Source organism: Thermoleptolyngbya sp. PKUAC-SCTB121 (genome assembly GCF_016919485.1).
GTDB classification, from domain to species: Bacteria; Cyanobacteriota; Cyanobacteriia; order Elainellales; family Elainellaceae; genus Thermoleptolyngbya; species Thermoleptolyngbya sichuanensis.
Genome location: NZ_CP070366.1, coordinates 1,532,775 through 1,547,293 on the forward strand (window position 1 = coordinate 1,532,775; position 14,519 = coordinate 1,547,293).

Sequence of the window (14,519 nt, forward strand, 5' to 3'; positions counted from 1 at the left end):
GTTAGGACGTTATCATAGAGCCATCAGGAGAGTTTAGGAACACCTATGCCCGCCCCCTTACAGCTACGACTTGCGTTGCAAAGCGATTGAAGCCGTGAAACAAGGTCACCGCAAAGTTGATGTCTGTCGAATGTTCAACATCAGTCGCAATACCTTAGACCTGTGGTTGAAACGGGAAAAAGAAACGGGAGATTGCCGAGCGATGACTGGGTTTCAGCGAGGAAATCGGCATAAGATTACCGACTGGTCGCGCTTTCGTGAGTTTGTCAAGCAGCATGGGGATCAGACCCAAGCGAGACTGGCAACCCTGTGGGGGGATAATGTGACACAGCAGGACATCAGTCGAGCCTTGCGAAAGATTGGGTTTAGTCGAAAAAAAAGACCTATGGCTATCGGGAACGAGACGACCTGAAGCGACAAGAGTTTCAAGAGCGCTTGAGGAGTAAGCTGCCGCATCAGGTTGTCTATGTCGATGAAGCAGGCATTGATCATCGAGACGTGTATCCCTACGGCTACTGCGAGGTTGGAGACCGCTTCTATGGGCTTAAATCAGGAAAACGCACCGAACGAGTCAGTTGGATTGCGGCCTTACGAGAGAACAGCCTCTTTGCGCCAATGACCTTTGCTGGCTCGTGCAACCGGGATTTAGTGGAGAGGGGGTTGGAGGAGTGCTTAGTCCCCCAACTGCGAGCGGGAGATGTGATTGTGATTGACAATGCCAGTTTCCATCATTCTCAAACCATTGAAGAGATCGTGGCTCAAGCAGGGTGTGAGATTTGGTATTTACCCCCTTATTCCCCAGACTTGAACGAGATTGAGCATTGGTGGTTTGTGCTGAAGAATTGGATGCGGCAACGCTGGGATGAGTTTGATAACTTTCGCGATTGTGTTGATGCTGCTTTTAGAGAATGCCCTAACGTGACTGCGTAGGGCTATATCAAACTCGTGAGCTAGAGTCTGAATTAGGCGTTGGCGATAACGTGGTGAAGAACTGGGTGCAGACCGGAAAGTTAATCCCCGATCACACCATTCCTATTGGGAATCAAATTTATTACTATTTCAGGAAGGATCATTTAGATGACATTCGGAAACAGTTCAACATTACACCTGTAACCCTGACTGCCTGACACATCTTTTTATGCGGACTGCCCGGGTGTCGGCTGGCAGCACAAGGATTGAATTCTAGAAAACCAAATGCGGTCATAATAGTGGGCTTCAGCTTTTTTAGAGGCAAAACAGGGTTCAGGGTCAACGGTAAATAGGGCAATCAGCTGAAGCAGTGTTCGCCCTTTATTGACGGCACCCTTGAGCCAGCGCAAACCTATGTTGAGATAGCTAATCCCTCGCCTCCAGTGCGGGTCAACCTGGCAGCGTAGCCCATCGAGTTGCACCGCCATGCCCTGGGTCGTGCCATCAAGGATAGCGATCGCCGCGACCAGATAGAGGCGTTCGAGAGCCGGAGCGGAGCGGATGCCGGAAGCTTCTAACTCAAAGACACCAGATTTAGAATCGAGGAAAAGCTCCTCGACTCGAAAGCGGAGAGCATATTGCCACAGGGTATTGAGGGAGGGAGACTCATCAGTGATGACCGCCCAGGGTTCCTCGACGCCTTTGACATGAGCCAGCACCAAATTGCAGCGCCAGCGCCCCTCGCTCCAGATTCCCACCCCTTCATAGAGTCGAGCTTCACCTTTGGGAGGCCACAGATAGCCTACCTTAACAGGATGACGGCGCGGACCCTGCACCACTACGTCACTGGGCAAGCGTAAACAATAGTGCCAGCGACTTTGGCTTAGCCACTCCAGCAGGTCATGGTTAGCAAACCCGCGGTCGGCTAACACCATCACATCGGGGTACGACTGCAACAGCCGATGGGCTAACCGCAGCATGGGGAGGTATCGCTTCGTGCTGACGGTGGCACTGGGATGCTCCAAAACCCGCCACAGCAGCGGCACCGCTCGTCCGCAACAGGTAACCGTCAGGTGAATCCTGCAGTAGCGATTCCCTTTAGTTTGGACTAATGGTGAAGAGGAAGGCAGTCAATGAGAAGCACCGACTGCCGTAAGGTCAATGAAGTACAACCAACATTGACCCCATGATTTTCAACTTTAGTTTGGACTAATGGTGAAGAGGAAGGCAGTCAATGAGAAGCACCGACTGCCGTAAGGTCAATGAAGTACAACCAACATTGACCCCATGATTTTCAACGAACTTCAGCAATTTCGCCAAACGTTGTATGCCAGCTTGGGAAACGCCAGAGATGCCCTGTTTGATCTGATGGATGCCGTGTTAGTGAGTGCGTGCATCGTGTCGTTTGTGAGGCTATCGCAGAGTCCTGTCTTTCGTCGCCAGTGGTCGAGCACCTATGAAGCGTTGCGCGATAGCCGCCTACCCCGATCAAAGGTGCTGAAGCTGTTGGTGCAGCAGATACCGACTCAGCAGCAACCGTTGTTGGCAGGTGATGCGAGTCGGTGGAACCGTCCTGCTGCCAGGCGTTTGAAAGACCGCACCTTATCAGGCAGAACAGGACATGCCCCGATAGCCGGACAAAACTACAGTACCTTAGCCTGGATTGCTGAAGACAGGGGCAGTTGGGCATTACCATTGCGGCATGAGCGCATCACCAGCTTTGAAACACCCGCCAGTAAAGCGGCATTCCAACTCAAACAAGTGACTCGGCAGTTAGCGGTGCGTCCGTTGGCGATCTACGACCGAGGGTACGGCAATGCCAGTTTTGTCAACCAAACGGCAGGGATTGAGGCAGACTTGCTGCTGCGGGTTACATCCAATCGATGTGTCTATGGCGCGCCCCCAGCGTATCGAGGGCGAGGCGCACCTGCCAAGCATGGACATAAGATGAAACTCAATGACCCTGACACTTGGAGTGTCCCGGTCGAAACCGTTGAAGTCGATGATCCCAACTGGGGACGAGTGCGGGTCAGTCGTTGGAGTGCATACCATTTCCGCAAATCCCCGAAACGGGCAATGGAAGTGTTGCGCGTGGAGGTGCTGGAGACACAGAGCAGCACGCGACGCTTGGCTCCTTTGTGGTTAGTTTGGCTGGGTGAGCAGATGCCTCCGTTAGAAACCCTGTGGTTGCACTACCTCCGTCGCTTTGCCATTGAACACTGGTATCGCTTTGCCAAGCAGAGGCTATATTGGACACATCCCCAGTTCAGTTCTGTATCGGCAACCGAACAGTGGAGCAGCCTGATGCCGTTGCTCAGTTGGCAGTTGTGGTTAGCGCGAAAGGACTGTACTGACCACCCCTTGCCCTGGCAGGCACCGCAAGAAACGTTGACTCCGGGTCGGGTCGCACAAGCGTTTGCAGGCATTTTGGCAGCGATTGGCACCCCTGCTCCTGCGCCTAAACCTCGTGGTAAATCGCCAGGACGAGGCAAGGGGCACAAGCCAACTCCTCGTCCCTGCTATCCGATGGTCAAAAAACGAGCCTCGAAACGCAAGACATCCGAACAATCCCTGAACAGTCCGGTTGCAACAGCAGCTTAACTGCGAGCAGGATTGTATCCAATTCCTTAAGTTCAACTGTTATGAACGGTTGAGCAGATTCTTTATGGCATCCTGTTGAGCATTATTGTGATGCCAGTTAGTCCAAACTAAAGTTACAGATCATCCGTGTTCTAAACCGCAGCATTGCCAAAGGTCAGCTTGTGGAGGAAGAAGGGAGAACTGATCTTGTATTTGTTGACAATAACCACGATTCGGCTTTCTATGCGGCCGAGAGCGGGAGCATCCCACTTTCGCGAAAACAGTGCGAAGGGTGAGAATGGGAGGGTAGCCCCAGGGATGACTCACCAGGACACCTGAAGACCAAAAGCGATTGGAAGCTTGTACAGCAGAGATCGCCGAGATTTTGTATCGCAATAGCAACCGAGAGGGGCTCGATAGTCTAGAAGGCATCGAGCAGACTGTACGACGGCAAATGCTAGAGGAGGTGAGCCCTCGAGTTGCCCTTTTTTTGTCAACCAGAAAGCCTACCCCGCCCGAGGCCGGGTTCGCCGATTGAAGAGTTTAGTAGGGGTCCTTGAGATTCGTCAAAGTCAGGCAGAACGGTTAGGCGTAAAGGCTTACAGCCGTCTCAGTGGTGGCCTAGAGAAAGCCAACCTACGCTTAAGTGCCAACGAATCGTTTCAAGATGCAGAGGATGACATCGTAGCCCTGACCGGGATGCGGGTCGGGCACTCGACCCAACAACGTCTGGTGGGGCGTCAGTCGTTCGAGTCTGCCGAGGCTAAACAAGGCGTCAGTGAGGTCAGCATTGATGGCGGCAAAGTCCGTCTGCGTGACCTGCTAGAGTCCGATAGCCCGTGGCGAGACTACAAAGCGGTGCGGGTGGAGGGGATTTATTACAACGCCTTCTTCCAAGACAATGACAGCTTGATTGATTATCTCAGCGCTCAACGCTTGCTCTCCCCACTGGTCTGTCTGGGCGATGGTCACGCTGGGGTGTGGAATCTGTTTGCTCAACTCACTACCGTTGAGACCCGTTGGGAAATCCTCGATTGGTACCATCTCAAAGAAAACCTCTACAAAGTCGGTGGGTCGCTCAAGCGCTTAGCAGCGGCGGAAATGCTGTTATGGCAAGGTCAAGTGGAAGCCGCCAGGGCCCTCTTTGCCGACTGTCGGCGCAAGCAAGCCCGCAATTTTGAAGCCTATCTGAGCACCCATCGCTCTCGCATCGTGAATTATGGGTTCTACCAGGCTGAGCAACTCTGTTCTATTGGATCAGGAGCCGTAGAATCGGCTGTCAAACAGATTGGGCGACGCCTCCAAATTTCGGGTGCTCGCTGGAATACGGCCTCCGTTAATGCCATGTTGAGTCTGCGCTGTGCCTACCTCAATGGACAGCTCGCCAGTTGACTGTTTCATCGAAAGTGGGATGCTCCTGCCGAGAGCTTCGGTTGATTGATTAACCAGTACAACAGCTCACTCAATCTGTCAATCTGTAGCACTTTAGAGCTAATTTATGAAGCAAATCTTAAGAAGCCTGAAACTCTTGGCATGTGTGGCTTTGAGGTCATGTTTGCCCAGGAAAAGCGGTTTCTCGGAAATCCTTGATTAACAAGGCTTTCAGGCTCCTTTACAAATTAGCTCTTAGAGCCAGTCCTAGGCAGTGTCTTAAAACTTTCTAGGTCGTTGATTGCCTTGAGTCGATCCCCCTAAATCCCCCTTATTAAGGGGGACCTCCGGAGTGGTTCGGCTCAGTTCCCCCCTTTTTAAGGGGGGCTAGGGGGGATCGAAGGGTTTTAAAACATGCCCTAGAACGAAATAATCAAAAAGCTGTCCTGAAACTTAGCGCCCGTCACCTGGCGGCCGCTGAGTTCGGGCGGCAGAGCGATATTGCGGCGCTGGTCGCCTGCTTCGACGGTGACTTCGGGGCCAGACTGAATGAGCTTCACCTGAGTTTTGTCGAAACCGGGAAGGAAAAGAGCCACCTTGCGCTCGGCAATATTGACGGCGATCGCCCTGGGAGCCTGACTTGCTTGGGTAAAGTCGGGCAGGGCCTCGATCAAAGGCTGCCAGTCTTGCCCTGGATAGTTTGGCAACGCAGTCACCGGGAGCGGCGCAAACTCTGGGGCGATCGCACTCCCGTCAGACGACTGATTGAGAATCACGCCGCCCACAGTCAACCCCACCTGCTGGGCGCTGCCCCAGAGATACTTGGCAGTGGCGATCGCCGCCGCATCCTGCGTCGTCACCAAATAGGCAGCAACACGGCTGGGATCATTGACCGCCGCTTTGCCCCGCTCCATGAGATTATTGCTCTGCTGCATCGCGGGCTGGTCAAACAAATCGCCCGACCAGTTCACATTTAGCACCGCAGCGGCGACGGGCTGCACAAAGGGCGACACAGCTTTCCACAGGTCAGAATCCGCCACCACCTTGCGGAAACGGCGAAAATACCAGGTGGCGATTTCCGGCATCCCCAGCATTCGCAGCGTAGACAAATCCCCCGCACCGTCGTACACGATAACCTCATACTTGCCACTGCCGTCAAATTCCCGCAGGGCATTCAGCGCCAGCGCTCCGTCCATTCCCGGCAGGATGCCCAACTCCTGACCGTAGACCGCTTTGAGAATCGGCGTGCGGAGGTACTGCGCTTCCTGACGCTTGAGTTCCTCCCAACTGGACTCCATCAGCGCGGTAGATTGCAGGTGGACGGCGCTCAGATTTGCGCCAATCTCCTGGGGCGTTGCGCCGACGGATGCACCCAGCAGCAGACCAAAGGCGGGGCCGGGGTCTTGTCCCACCAGCAGCGTCCGCTGACCCTGCAACGCGAATTGCTTTGCAGCGGCGATCGCCACAGTCGTCCGTCCGGTTCCGCCTTTGCCCAAAAACGTCAGGATGAAACTCATGCGTCTCCCTAAGAAACGACCTCTAGCTCGTCTTCAAAAAACCAGGTGGAAAACTTGTCATCAAACTGCACAACGACCCCCACGCCGCTGCCATCCGTCATTTTGAAATCTTGAACCTCGCCCACTTGCCCCAGGTGCTTTACGACGGCTTGACCCGTGCGATCGCGCAACCGACGAACCCGAACCTTTTGACCAATTTGCATCTCGACACTCAACGATCGGCAAACAATTAGCCAGTGTATCAGTCTATTGCGCTGTATTGCGCCCCATTTAAGCGATATTGTGGTGACTTGGTGGCGCTTTTTCTCAGACCAGCGCAGGGCTGAAGTTTGGGCAGAGAAATTTCGTCGAATGTTTGCTGAATTTTTGTGGACTCTTCAATATCTTCAATAGGCGATCGCAATGCTGGCAAAACGAATCTTGCCTTGCCTGGATGTGAAGGCGGGGCGCGTGGTGAAAGGCGTGAACTTTGTCAACCTGCGGGATGCGGGCGACCCCGTGGAACTGGCGCAAGTCTACAACGATGCCGGAGCAGATGAGCTAGTGTTTCTAGACATCACCGCCACCCACGAAGACCGCAACATCATCTATGACGTGGTGTATCGCACGGCGGAGCAGGTGTTTATTCCGCTGACGGTGGGCGGCGGCATTAGCTCCCTAGACACGATCAAGCAACTGCTGCGGGCAGGGGCCGATAAGGTGAGCATCAATTCCTCAGCTGTGCGCGACCCAGATTTTATCAACCGGGCGAGCGATCGCTTTGGCAATCAGTGCATCGTCGTCGCCATCGATGCGCGACGGCGAACCGATCCCAACAATCCCGGCTGGGATGTCTATGTGCGCGGCGGGAGAGAGAATACGGGGCTGGATGCGCTCACCTGGGCCAAGGACGTGGAACAGCGCGGCGCGGGGGAACTGCTGGTGACCAGTATGGATGCAGACGGCACGCAGGCGGGCTATGACCTGGAACTGACGCGGGCGATCGCCGAACAGGTGCAGATTCCAGTCATTGCCTCCGGCGGGGCAGGCACCTGCGCCCACATCCATGAAGCGCTGACCGAGGGCAAGGCAGAGGCGGCGCTGCTGGCTTCCCTGCTACACTACGGCCAGCTTACGGTTGCCGAGATTAAGGAGTATTTGAAGGGACAGCAGGTGACGGTTAGGGGGTGATGGGAAGAACGAAAAACGAAAAACGAAAAACGAACCTCTTCCCTCTTCGTTCTTCCCTCTTCGTTCTTCCCTCTTCCCTCTTCCCTCTTCGTTCTTCCCTCTTCCCAAAATCTCTAGGTTACCTTAAGAGACACTTTTCTGAGGAACTGTTACAATGTGAAATATTACAAAACGTTACATTCCTATAAGAATGATTTTTATCCTGTTCATCGTCGTAGCGCTGGTGGCATGGGCACTGCACCTCATGCAGGAGGCGCTTGACCGTAAAGAGTTTTCGCTGATGCTGGCGGGCTTTTTGGTTTCGATGGCGGCAGCGGCGCTGGTCGCGGTGTATTTCCTGGTGGGTCATTTCGTCGGCTACATGGATCAGATGTCCCAACGAGCCGAGTGGACAGAACAGTATTACGAAACCGCCGAGTTTGTGTTTCCCAGCGAACTGATTGTGGAAGAACCAATTGTGAACTATGCAGGAATGACCGACGCAGCCCGACGCTTCCAGGGCGCGATTTCTGCGGTTCACCCCTGAGCTTGTCTGAGCTTTGCAGCGCAGGTTTTACTTTAAGCTAAGGGCGGCGATCGCCAAGCAGCCCCAGCCCACCATCAGCGCAGTGCCCCCAATTGGCGCAACGGCTCCCAGCACTTTCACACCGCTAAGGCTGAGGGCGTAGAGGCTGCCAGAAAAGATCAGCGTCCCTGCAACAAATGCCCATCCCGCCGCGTTCAGCCAGCCTAGCCCCGCCTCAGCCCGCAGCAGCAATAGCCCCACCAGGAGCAGCGCTAGCGCGTGATACATCTGATAGCGCGTGCCCGTTTCAAAAATTTCCAACATACGATCGCTCAGTTTGGGCCGCAGCGCGTGGGACCCGAAGGCTCCAGCAGCCACAGACAGCCCGCCGAGAATAGAGGCGATCGCCAGAAAGATTTGGCTCATAGACATCTGGTTCATAAGTTCTAGCTGAAAACTCAATACAATTCCTCGATACACGCCTCGGATCGATTCTTCCAAGCGACGCTATCTAAATGGCACTAAGAACGAACTGCTAAAAGCCCCGCACCAACTAGCAATCCAAAATCCACACCAATTGAATCCACACCAATTGCACCGTAGCAGGTTCTCAGCGTTTGGCTCAAGCGCGGCTCTATCTGCAATACAATTTGATGGTTTATATGTCCTGCGATAAAGCCTTCCATGTCTCTCCGTTTGTATAACACCCTGACGCGACGAGTCGAGCCGTTTGAGCCGCTGGAACCCGGCGTGGTCAGGATGTATGCCTGCGGCGTGACGGTATACGACTATTCGCATGTGGGCCATGCGCGGAACTATATCGCCTGGGACACGCTGCGGCGCTATCTGCTGTGGCGCGGCTACGCGGTGAAATACGTGCAAAATTTCACCGATATTGACGACAAAATCATTCGGCGATCGCACCAGGAAAACGTGCCCTGGAACGTCATCACCGAAACCTATATCCAAGCATACCTGGACGACATGGATCGGCTGAACATCCGCCGCGCCGACGTATATCCCAAGGCCACCGAAGTTGTGCCGCAGATCGTCGAGTTCATCCAGTCGCTAATCGATCGCGGCTATGCCTACGAATCCGGCGGCGACGTATACTACGCTGTCGAAAAATTTCCCAGCTACGGCAAACTGTCGGGGCGCAGGCTCGACCAGATGGAAGCCGGGGCCAGCGGCCGCGTCGATGAGGAAGCGGCGAAAAAGCACCATCCTCTAGATTTTGCCCTGTGGAAGGCGGCAAAGCCCGGTGAGCCGGAGTGGGATTCGCCCTGGGGCAAGGGACGACCCGGCTGGCATATCGAATGCTCGGTGATGGTGCGCGAGGAACTGGGCGACAGCATCGACATCCACACGGGCGGGCAAGACCTAATCTTTCCGCACCATGAAAACGAGATCGCCCAGTCGGAGGCGGCGCTGGCCAAGCCCCTGTCGCGCTTCTGGCTGCACAACGGCTTTGTGAATATCAGTGGCGAAAAAATGTCCAAATCGCTGGGCAACTTCACCACGATTCGCCAGATGCTAGAGAGCGGCTTTGACCCGATGGTGCTGCGGCTGTTTGTGCTGCAAGCGCAGTATCGCAAGCCGATTGACTTTACCGAAGAGGCGATCGCCTCTGCCCAAAACGCCTGGGACACGCTGACGGAGGGTCTGCGGTTTGGCTATCGACACGGCGCAGCGCTGGGCTTTGCGGCTGAGATTGGGGCGGACTCTGGCGACCCAGCAACGATGAAAATTTCTGCTGAAAGTGAGGCAGTGCAACGGTTTCAGGCGGCGATGGACGACGACCTGAATACGCCCGTGGCGCTGGCGGTGCTGTTTGAACTGGCCAAAGAGTTGCAAAAAGAGGGCAACCGCCTCACCCACGACGGCAAAACCCTGGCAGAACCCGCCGCACTGAAAGCCCAGTGGCAAACGCTGGTGGCGCTGGCAGAGGTGCTGGGGCTGACCGTTTCGCCAGACGCAGCACCGGAACCCGATGGACTCAGCGATGCAGAAATCGAAGCGCGGGTGCAGCAGCGGGCGGCGGCAAAACAGGCGAAAAACTGGGCTGAGGGCGATCGCATTCGAGACGAGCTAAAAGCCCAGGGCATCACGCTCATCGACAAACCCGGCGGCGTAACAGAGTGGATTCGGGGAAGCTGAAGTGTTTCGAGGCGGGTACTTTATCTGTGTCCTGAACTCCGCGATACAGATAAAAGCAGATGAATGCGGTACGAGTACGATAGGAGAGATGCCGAATGCCTAGCTCGATCGCTCGACCGGCCGCTTCAGCCCAGTCTCCAAATTTCCCCCTTCTCACCCCTGACCCTTCACCAATGCCAGAGCTTCGTTTTCAGATTGAGTGGCCAGACGGCTCCCAGGAGCTTTGCTATTCGCCGTCCCTGGTCATTAAGGACTACTTTACCCCAGATCAGGTTTATCCTTTGGCAGACTTTTTGGAGCGATCGCGCACCGCGCTGCACATTGCCAGCGATCGCGTCCAGGCCAAATATGGAATGCCCTGTAGCCTCGCCCTGGGGCAGCTTTCCAAACTTGAGCAAAAGGCGACGCAGTATGCCGAACTTCCAGAACCGCAGGTCAAGGTGCTGAAATTCGTAGAGTAACAGAGCCGCAGAGTAACAGAACCGTGGAGTAACAGAACTAACCTTGTACCCGCGATTTTGCATTAGACCAGGTGTTGTTGAATCGCGGCTAATACGGCTTGAGTGCGATCGCGCACTTCTAGCTTTTGCAAGATCGAGTGAACATGGACGCGCACGGTTCCTGGTGTGATGTAAAGCGTACCCGCAATTTCCTGATTATTCTTTCCCTTAGACATTAGCGAGAGAATCTCCAGTTCGCGCTGAGTCAACCCAGCCGTCGAGGGCAGAGGCGGGGCAGAGGCGGGACTCGATTGCACAGCAGCAGAAGGCGCAGCGCGAAGATCGAGGGCAGTGCGAATTTCTGATCGAAACCTGCGAGAACCTGTGTCGCGAGTTTGACGGAACGTTTTTGCGAATCGATAAACAAAACGTTCCGCAGGCGATCGCCCAGATTGCCGCCGAATACCACATCACCCAAATCGTCATCGGCGAAAGCCAGCAGCCCACCTGGAAACGCCTGCTCAAAGGCTCCTTTACCCAAAAGCTGATGAAGCACATCCATCATCAGCACATTGATCTGCATATTATTGCAACCGAAAAGTAAGCAACCGAAAAGTAAGCAATCTAAAAAGTAAGCAATCTGAAAAGTAAGCAACCAGGCAATCACACCAGATTCTCGCCGGAGCGCTCACTTCGCGGGGGGATGCTGAGCCAGCACTTTCTTGAGATATTGCCCGGTATAGGATTCAGGGACTTCAGCAACTTGCTCCGGTGTGCCCACGGCGATGATCTGCCCGCCGCGATCGCCCCCTTCGGGGCCCAGGTCAATCACCCAGTCGCAGCAGCGAATCACATCCAGGTTGTGTTCGATGACCAGCACCGTATTGCCCATGTCCGTCAGGCGTTGCAGCACGTCCAGCAGCTTATGCACGTCGTAGAACGAAAGTCCGGTCGTCGGTTCGTCGATCAGGTACAGCGTCTTGCCCGTGGCGCGGCGCGAGAGTTCCGTCGCCAGCTTCAGCCGCTGCGCCTCACCGCCAGAGAGCGTCGGCGCGGTCTGCCCCAGCCGCACATAGCCCAGCCCCACGTCCACCATCGTTTGCAGCTTCGCCGACGCTTTGGGAATATTCTCGAAGTATTCCAGCGCCTCCTCTGCCGTCATGTTCAGCACGTCGGAAATCGACTTGCCCTTGTATTTCACTTGCAGGGTCTCCCGGTTATAGCGGGCCCCCTTACACACCTCACACTGCACGTACACATCCGGCAGGAAGTTCATTTCAATCACGTTTACGCCCTGCCCGCCGCAGGCCTCGCAGCGCCCGCCCTTGACGTTGAAGGAAAACTGTCCCGCCTTATAGCCCCGCGCCTTGGCCTCAATCGTTTCGGCAAACAGGTCGCGGATTACGTCAAATACACCCGTGTAGGTGGCAGGGTTGGAGCGGGGCGTGCGGCCAATGGGCGATTGGTCAATGACAATCGCCTTGTCGAGGGCGGCAAGTCCCTGCATTTCCGCCATTTCCTTGGGCTGGGGGACTTTACGCCCAAAGTGATGTTGCAGCGCGGGATAGAGCAGTTCGTTAATCAGCGTTGATTTGCCAGAGCCAGAGACACCCGTAACGCAGACGAATTTTCCAAGCGGAATATCGACATCCAGATTTTTCAGGTTATTGCGGCGGGCATTGCGGATTTTGAGGCTGCGGCTATTGCCCTTGCGGCGTTCCGCAGGCGTTTGAATGACGCGCCGCCCAGACAGGTACGCACCCGTCAGCGAGTCCTCTGCCTCCAGCAGGTTTTGCAGCGAGCCGTGGGCCACGATGTTGCCGCCATGAACGCCTGCGCCGGGCCCAATGTCCACTAGGTAATCGGCGGCGCGGATGGTGTCTTCGTCATGCTCCACCACGATTAGCGTATTGCCCAGGTCTCGCAGGCGGTTGAGCGTGTGCAAGAGGCGATCGTTATCGCGCTGGTGTAGCCCAATGCTGGGTTCGTCCAGGACGTACAGCACGCCTGTCAGGCCAGAGCCGATTTGTGTGGCCAGGCGGATGCGCTGGGCCTCGCCGCCGGAAAGGGTCATTGCCGTGCGATCCAGCGTCAGATAGTCCAGCCCTACATCCAGCAAAAATTGCAGCCGCGCCCGGATCTCCTTCAGCGCCAAGTCACCGATCTGCGCCTGCCGGGGCGTTAGCTGCATCTGGTTAACCCGGTTGAGGCATTCGCGAATCGAGACGCTGGCCAGATCTTTCAGGCGATATTGCCCCAGGCGGACGGCTAGGGCTTCTGGCTTGAGGCGATCGCCCCCACACACTTCGCAGGGCTGGTCGATCAGGTATTGCTCCAGCTTTTGCTTGAACTGCTCCGATGTGGACTCTCGATACTGGCGATCGAGCATGGGTAGCACGCCCTCATACTTGCGGTAATAGCCCTTGGTGTCTCGATAGCGCGAGTCCGACTCGATGTAGATCTTCTCGTCGCTGCCGTGCAGGATGACGTGCTGCTGGTCGGGGGTCAGCTTTTCCCAGGGGGTCTGGATTTCAAAGCCAAACGCCTGTCCGACGCTGTAGAGCAGCGAGAAGTAGTAGGTGTTGTCGCGCTCTGACCAGGGGGCGATCGCCGCATACACAGGCAGGCTTGGGTCAGGAACGACCAGTTCCGCCGAGAAAGTCCGCAGCGACCCCAGCCCGTGGCAATGGGGACAGGCTCCGTAGGGCGAGTTGAAGGAAAACAGGCGGGGCGACAGTTCCTCCATGACCGCGCCGTGTTCCGGGCAAGCAAAGTTTTCGGAAAACAGCAGTTCTAGCTGGTTTTTGGGCGCGTTTTGTTCCAAATCCACGCCATAGCGCCCCGCTGGTTCCGCCGCCATCCCCGGCAGCACGGGCAGTTGCAGGTCAGGCTTGGTCGGAAACTGCACGACGTCATCCACGTCCGGCAGCGTCGCGTCGATGATGGCGATGCCCTCTGACCGTTTCAGGCAGGTCGAAAGCGAGTCCACCAAGCGTTCCTGAATGTTGTTCTTTTTAATCAGGCGATCGACGACGATTTCAATGTTGTGGAACTGGTTTTTGTCGAGTTCGATGTTGTCGCTCAGTTCGCGCACTTCGCCATCGACGCGCACTCGCACAAAGCCCTCCGCCGCCAGCCCCGACAGCAGTTTCTTGTGCGTCCCCTTTTTGCCGCGCACCACGGGCGCGAGAATCTGAAACTTGGTGCGGTCAGGCAGGGTCATCACTTGATCCACCATCTGGTCGATGGTTTGCGGCGCGATGGAGCGATCGCACTGGGGGCAATGCGGCTCTCCCGCCCGCCCATAGAGCAGCCGCAGATAGTCGTAAATTTCCGTGACGGTTCCCACCGTGGAGCGCGGGTTGTGGGAGGTGGATTTCTGGTCAATGGAGATGGCGGGGCTGAGGCCCTCGATCGCGTCTACATCGGGCTTGTCTACCTGGCCGAGAAACTGACGGGCGTAGGCGCTGAGGGACTCTACGTAGCGGCGCTGCCCCTCGGCAAAGATCGTGTCAAAGGCGAGCGACGACTTGCCCGACCCCGACACGCCCGTAAACACAATCAGGCGATCGCGCGGCAAGTCCAAATCCACGTTCTTCAGATTATGCTGACGAGCGCCGCGAATCCGGATTGTGTTTTGGGGATTAGCAGCCGAGCCGGGTTGGGCGATTTCCGAAGCGATCCCTTCTCGAATTGCCGTCAGTTTGCCCGATTCAGACAGGTCTTGAGGATTCGGAGCGTGCCCATTCGCAGACTCGCCCAAAGAATCGACTTTTTTCCGGCGCTTGGCAGTGTCGGCACGTTGAGGCATAGGGGCTGGGGCTGGCAGGCGAAACCACAGGCGAAACCATTCTTAATATTCTACCGCTC

14 protein-coding genes and 1 pseudogene are annotated in these 14,519 nt (G+C 55.7%); 8 read left to right on the forward strand and 7 right to left on the reverse strand.

All coding sequences use genetic code 11. The features are described from left to right. Positions 1-70 precede the first annotated feature (70 nt). A protein-coding gene (locus JTM80_RS06420) for an IS630 family transposase (protein WP_205370793.1) occupies positions 71-930 on the forward strand; the annotation gives its coding sequence in 2 pieces (ribosomal slippage) (positions 71-373 and positions 376-930; 858 coding nt in all). A gap of 206 nt (positions 931-1,136) precedes the next feature. On the opposite strand, the gene JTM80_RS06425 is transcribed toward JTM80_RS06420, so the two are convergent. Beyond that, complete coding sequence (locus JTM80_RS06425) at positions 1,137-1,955, reverse strand: transposase (protein WP_255548883.1); 819 nt, start codon at positions 1,953-1,955, stop codon at positions 1,137-1,139. Positions 1,956-2,196: 241 nt separating this feature from the next. Between JTM80_RS06425 and JTM80_RS06430 the strand changes: the two genes are divergently transcribed. Together JTM80_RS06430 and JTM80_RS06435 are read left to right on the forward strand one after the other, a co-directional pair. Beyond that, entirely contained in the window at positions 2,197-3,510 is a 1,314-nt protein-coding gene (locus JTM80_RS06430; RefSeq protein WP_172353244.1) for an NF041680 family putative transposase, read from the forward strand. Between the two features lie 331 nt (positions 3,511-3,841). Beyond that, a protein-coding gene (locus JTM80_RS06435; protein ID WP_172355286.1) for an ISKra4 family transposase occupies positions 3,842-4,881 on the forward strand; the annotation gives its coding sequence in 2 pieces (ribosomal slippage) (positions 3,842-3,974 and positions 3,974-4,881; 1,041 coding nt in all). 398 nt (positions 4,882-5,279) lie between these two features. Here the strand turns inward: JTM80_RS06435 and JTM80_RS06440 are convergent. Continuing rightward, positions 5,280-6,377 carry an ArsA family ATPase gene (locus JTM80_RS06440; protein ID WP_172354378.1) on the reverse strand — a complete coding sequence of 366 codons (1,098 nt, stop codon included), beginning with the start codon at positions 6,375-6,377 and terminating at the stop codon, positions 5,280-5,282. 8 nt (positions 6,378-6,385) lie between these two features. Then, complete coding sequence (locus JTM80_RS06445; protein ID WP_172354379.1) at positions 6,386-6,580, reverse strand: DUF2862 domain-containing protein; 195 nt, start codon at positions 6,578-6,580, stop codon at positions 6,386-6,388. 199 nt (positions 6,581-6,779) lie between these two features. On the opposite strand from JTM80_RS06445, the gene hisF reads away from it, so the two are divergent. Next, positions 6,780-7,547: an imidazole glycerol phosphate synthase subunit HisF gene (gene hisF, locus JTM80_RS06450; RefSeq protein WP_172354380.1), complete on the forward strand. Its 768-nt coding sequence runs from the start codon at positions 6,780-6,782 to the stop codon at positions 7,545-7,547. Between the two features lie 190 nt (positions 7,548-7,737). Next, on the forward strand, positions 7,738-8,073 hold the full coding sequence (locus JTM80_RS23575) for a hypothetical protein (protein ID WP_205371513.1): 336 nt from the start codon (positions 7,738-7,740) through the stop codon (positions 8,071-8,073). Positions 8,074-8,100: 27 nt separating this feature from the next. Here JTM80_RS23575 and JTM80_RS06460 read toward each other — a convergent pair whose 3' ends face one another. After that, complete coding sequence (locus JTM80_RS06460) at positions 8,101-8,478, reverse strand: DUF423 domain-containing protein (protein WP_172354381.1); 378 nt, start codon at positions 8,476-8,478, stop codon at positions 8,101-8,103. Positions 8,479-8,573: 95 nt separating this feature from the next. Continuing rightward, complete coding sequence (locus JTM80_RS06465; RefSeq protein ID WP_172354382.1) at positions 8,574-8,738, reverse strand: hypothetical protein; 165 nt, start codon at positions 8,736-8,738, stop codon at positions 8,574-8,576. Between JTM80_RS06465 and cysS the strand changes: the two genes are divergently transcribed. Beyond that, entirely contained in the window at positions 8,737-10,209 is a 1,473-nt protein-coding gene (gene cysS, locus JTM80_RS06470; protein ID WP_172354384.1) for a cysteine--tRNA ligase, read from the forward strand. The genes JTM80_RS06465 and cysS overlap by 2 nt on opposite strands. A 173-nt stretch (positions 10,210-10,382) precedes the next feature. Continuing rightward, positions 10,383-10,670, forward strand: coding sequence for an MSMEG_0570 family nitrogen starvation response protein (locus JTM80_RS06475; RefSeq protein ID WP_172354386.1), 288 nt, complete (start codon positions 10,383-10,385; stop codon positions 10,668-10,670). Between the two features lie 62 nt (positions 10,671-10,732). Here JTM80_RS06475 and JTM80_RS06480 read toward each other — a convergent pair. Then, a pseudogene (locus JTM80_RS06480) lies at positions 10,733-10,918 on the reverse strand (response regulator transcription factor); the annotation flags it as partial. Between the two features lie 41 nt (positions 10,919-10,959). Between JTM80_RS06480 and JTM80_RS06485 the strand changes: the two are divergent. Beyond that, positions 10,960-11,253, forward strand: coding sequence for a universal stress protein (locus JTM80_RS06485; RefSeq protein ID WP_172358818.1), 294 nt, complete (start codon positions 10,960-10,962; stop codon positions 11,251-11,253). A gap of 84 nt (positions 11,254-11,337) precedes the next feature. Here the strand turns inward: JTM80_RS06485 and uvrA are convergent, their stop codons facing one another. Further along, complete coding sequence (uvrA, locus tag JTM80_RS06490; protein ID WP_225906781.1) at positions 11,338-14,460, reverse strand: excinuclease ABC subunit UvrA; 3,123 nt, start codon at positions 14,458-14,460, stop codon at positions 11,338-11,340. Positions 14,461-14,519 lie beyond the last annotated feature (59 nt).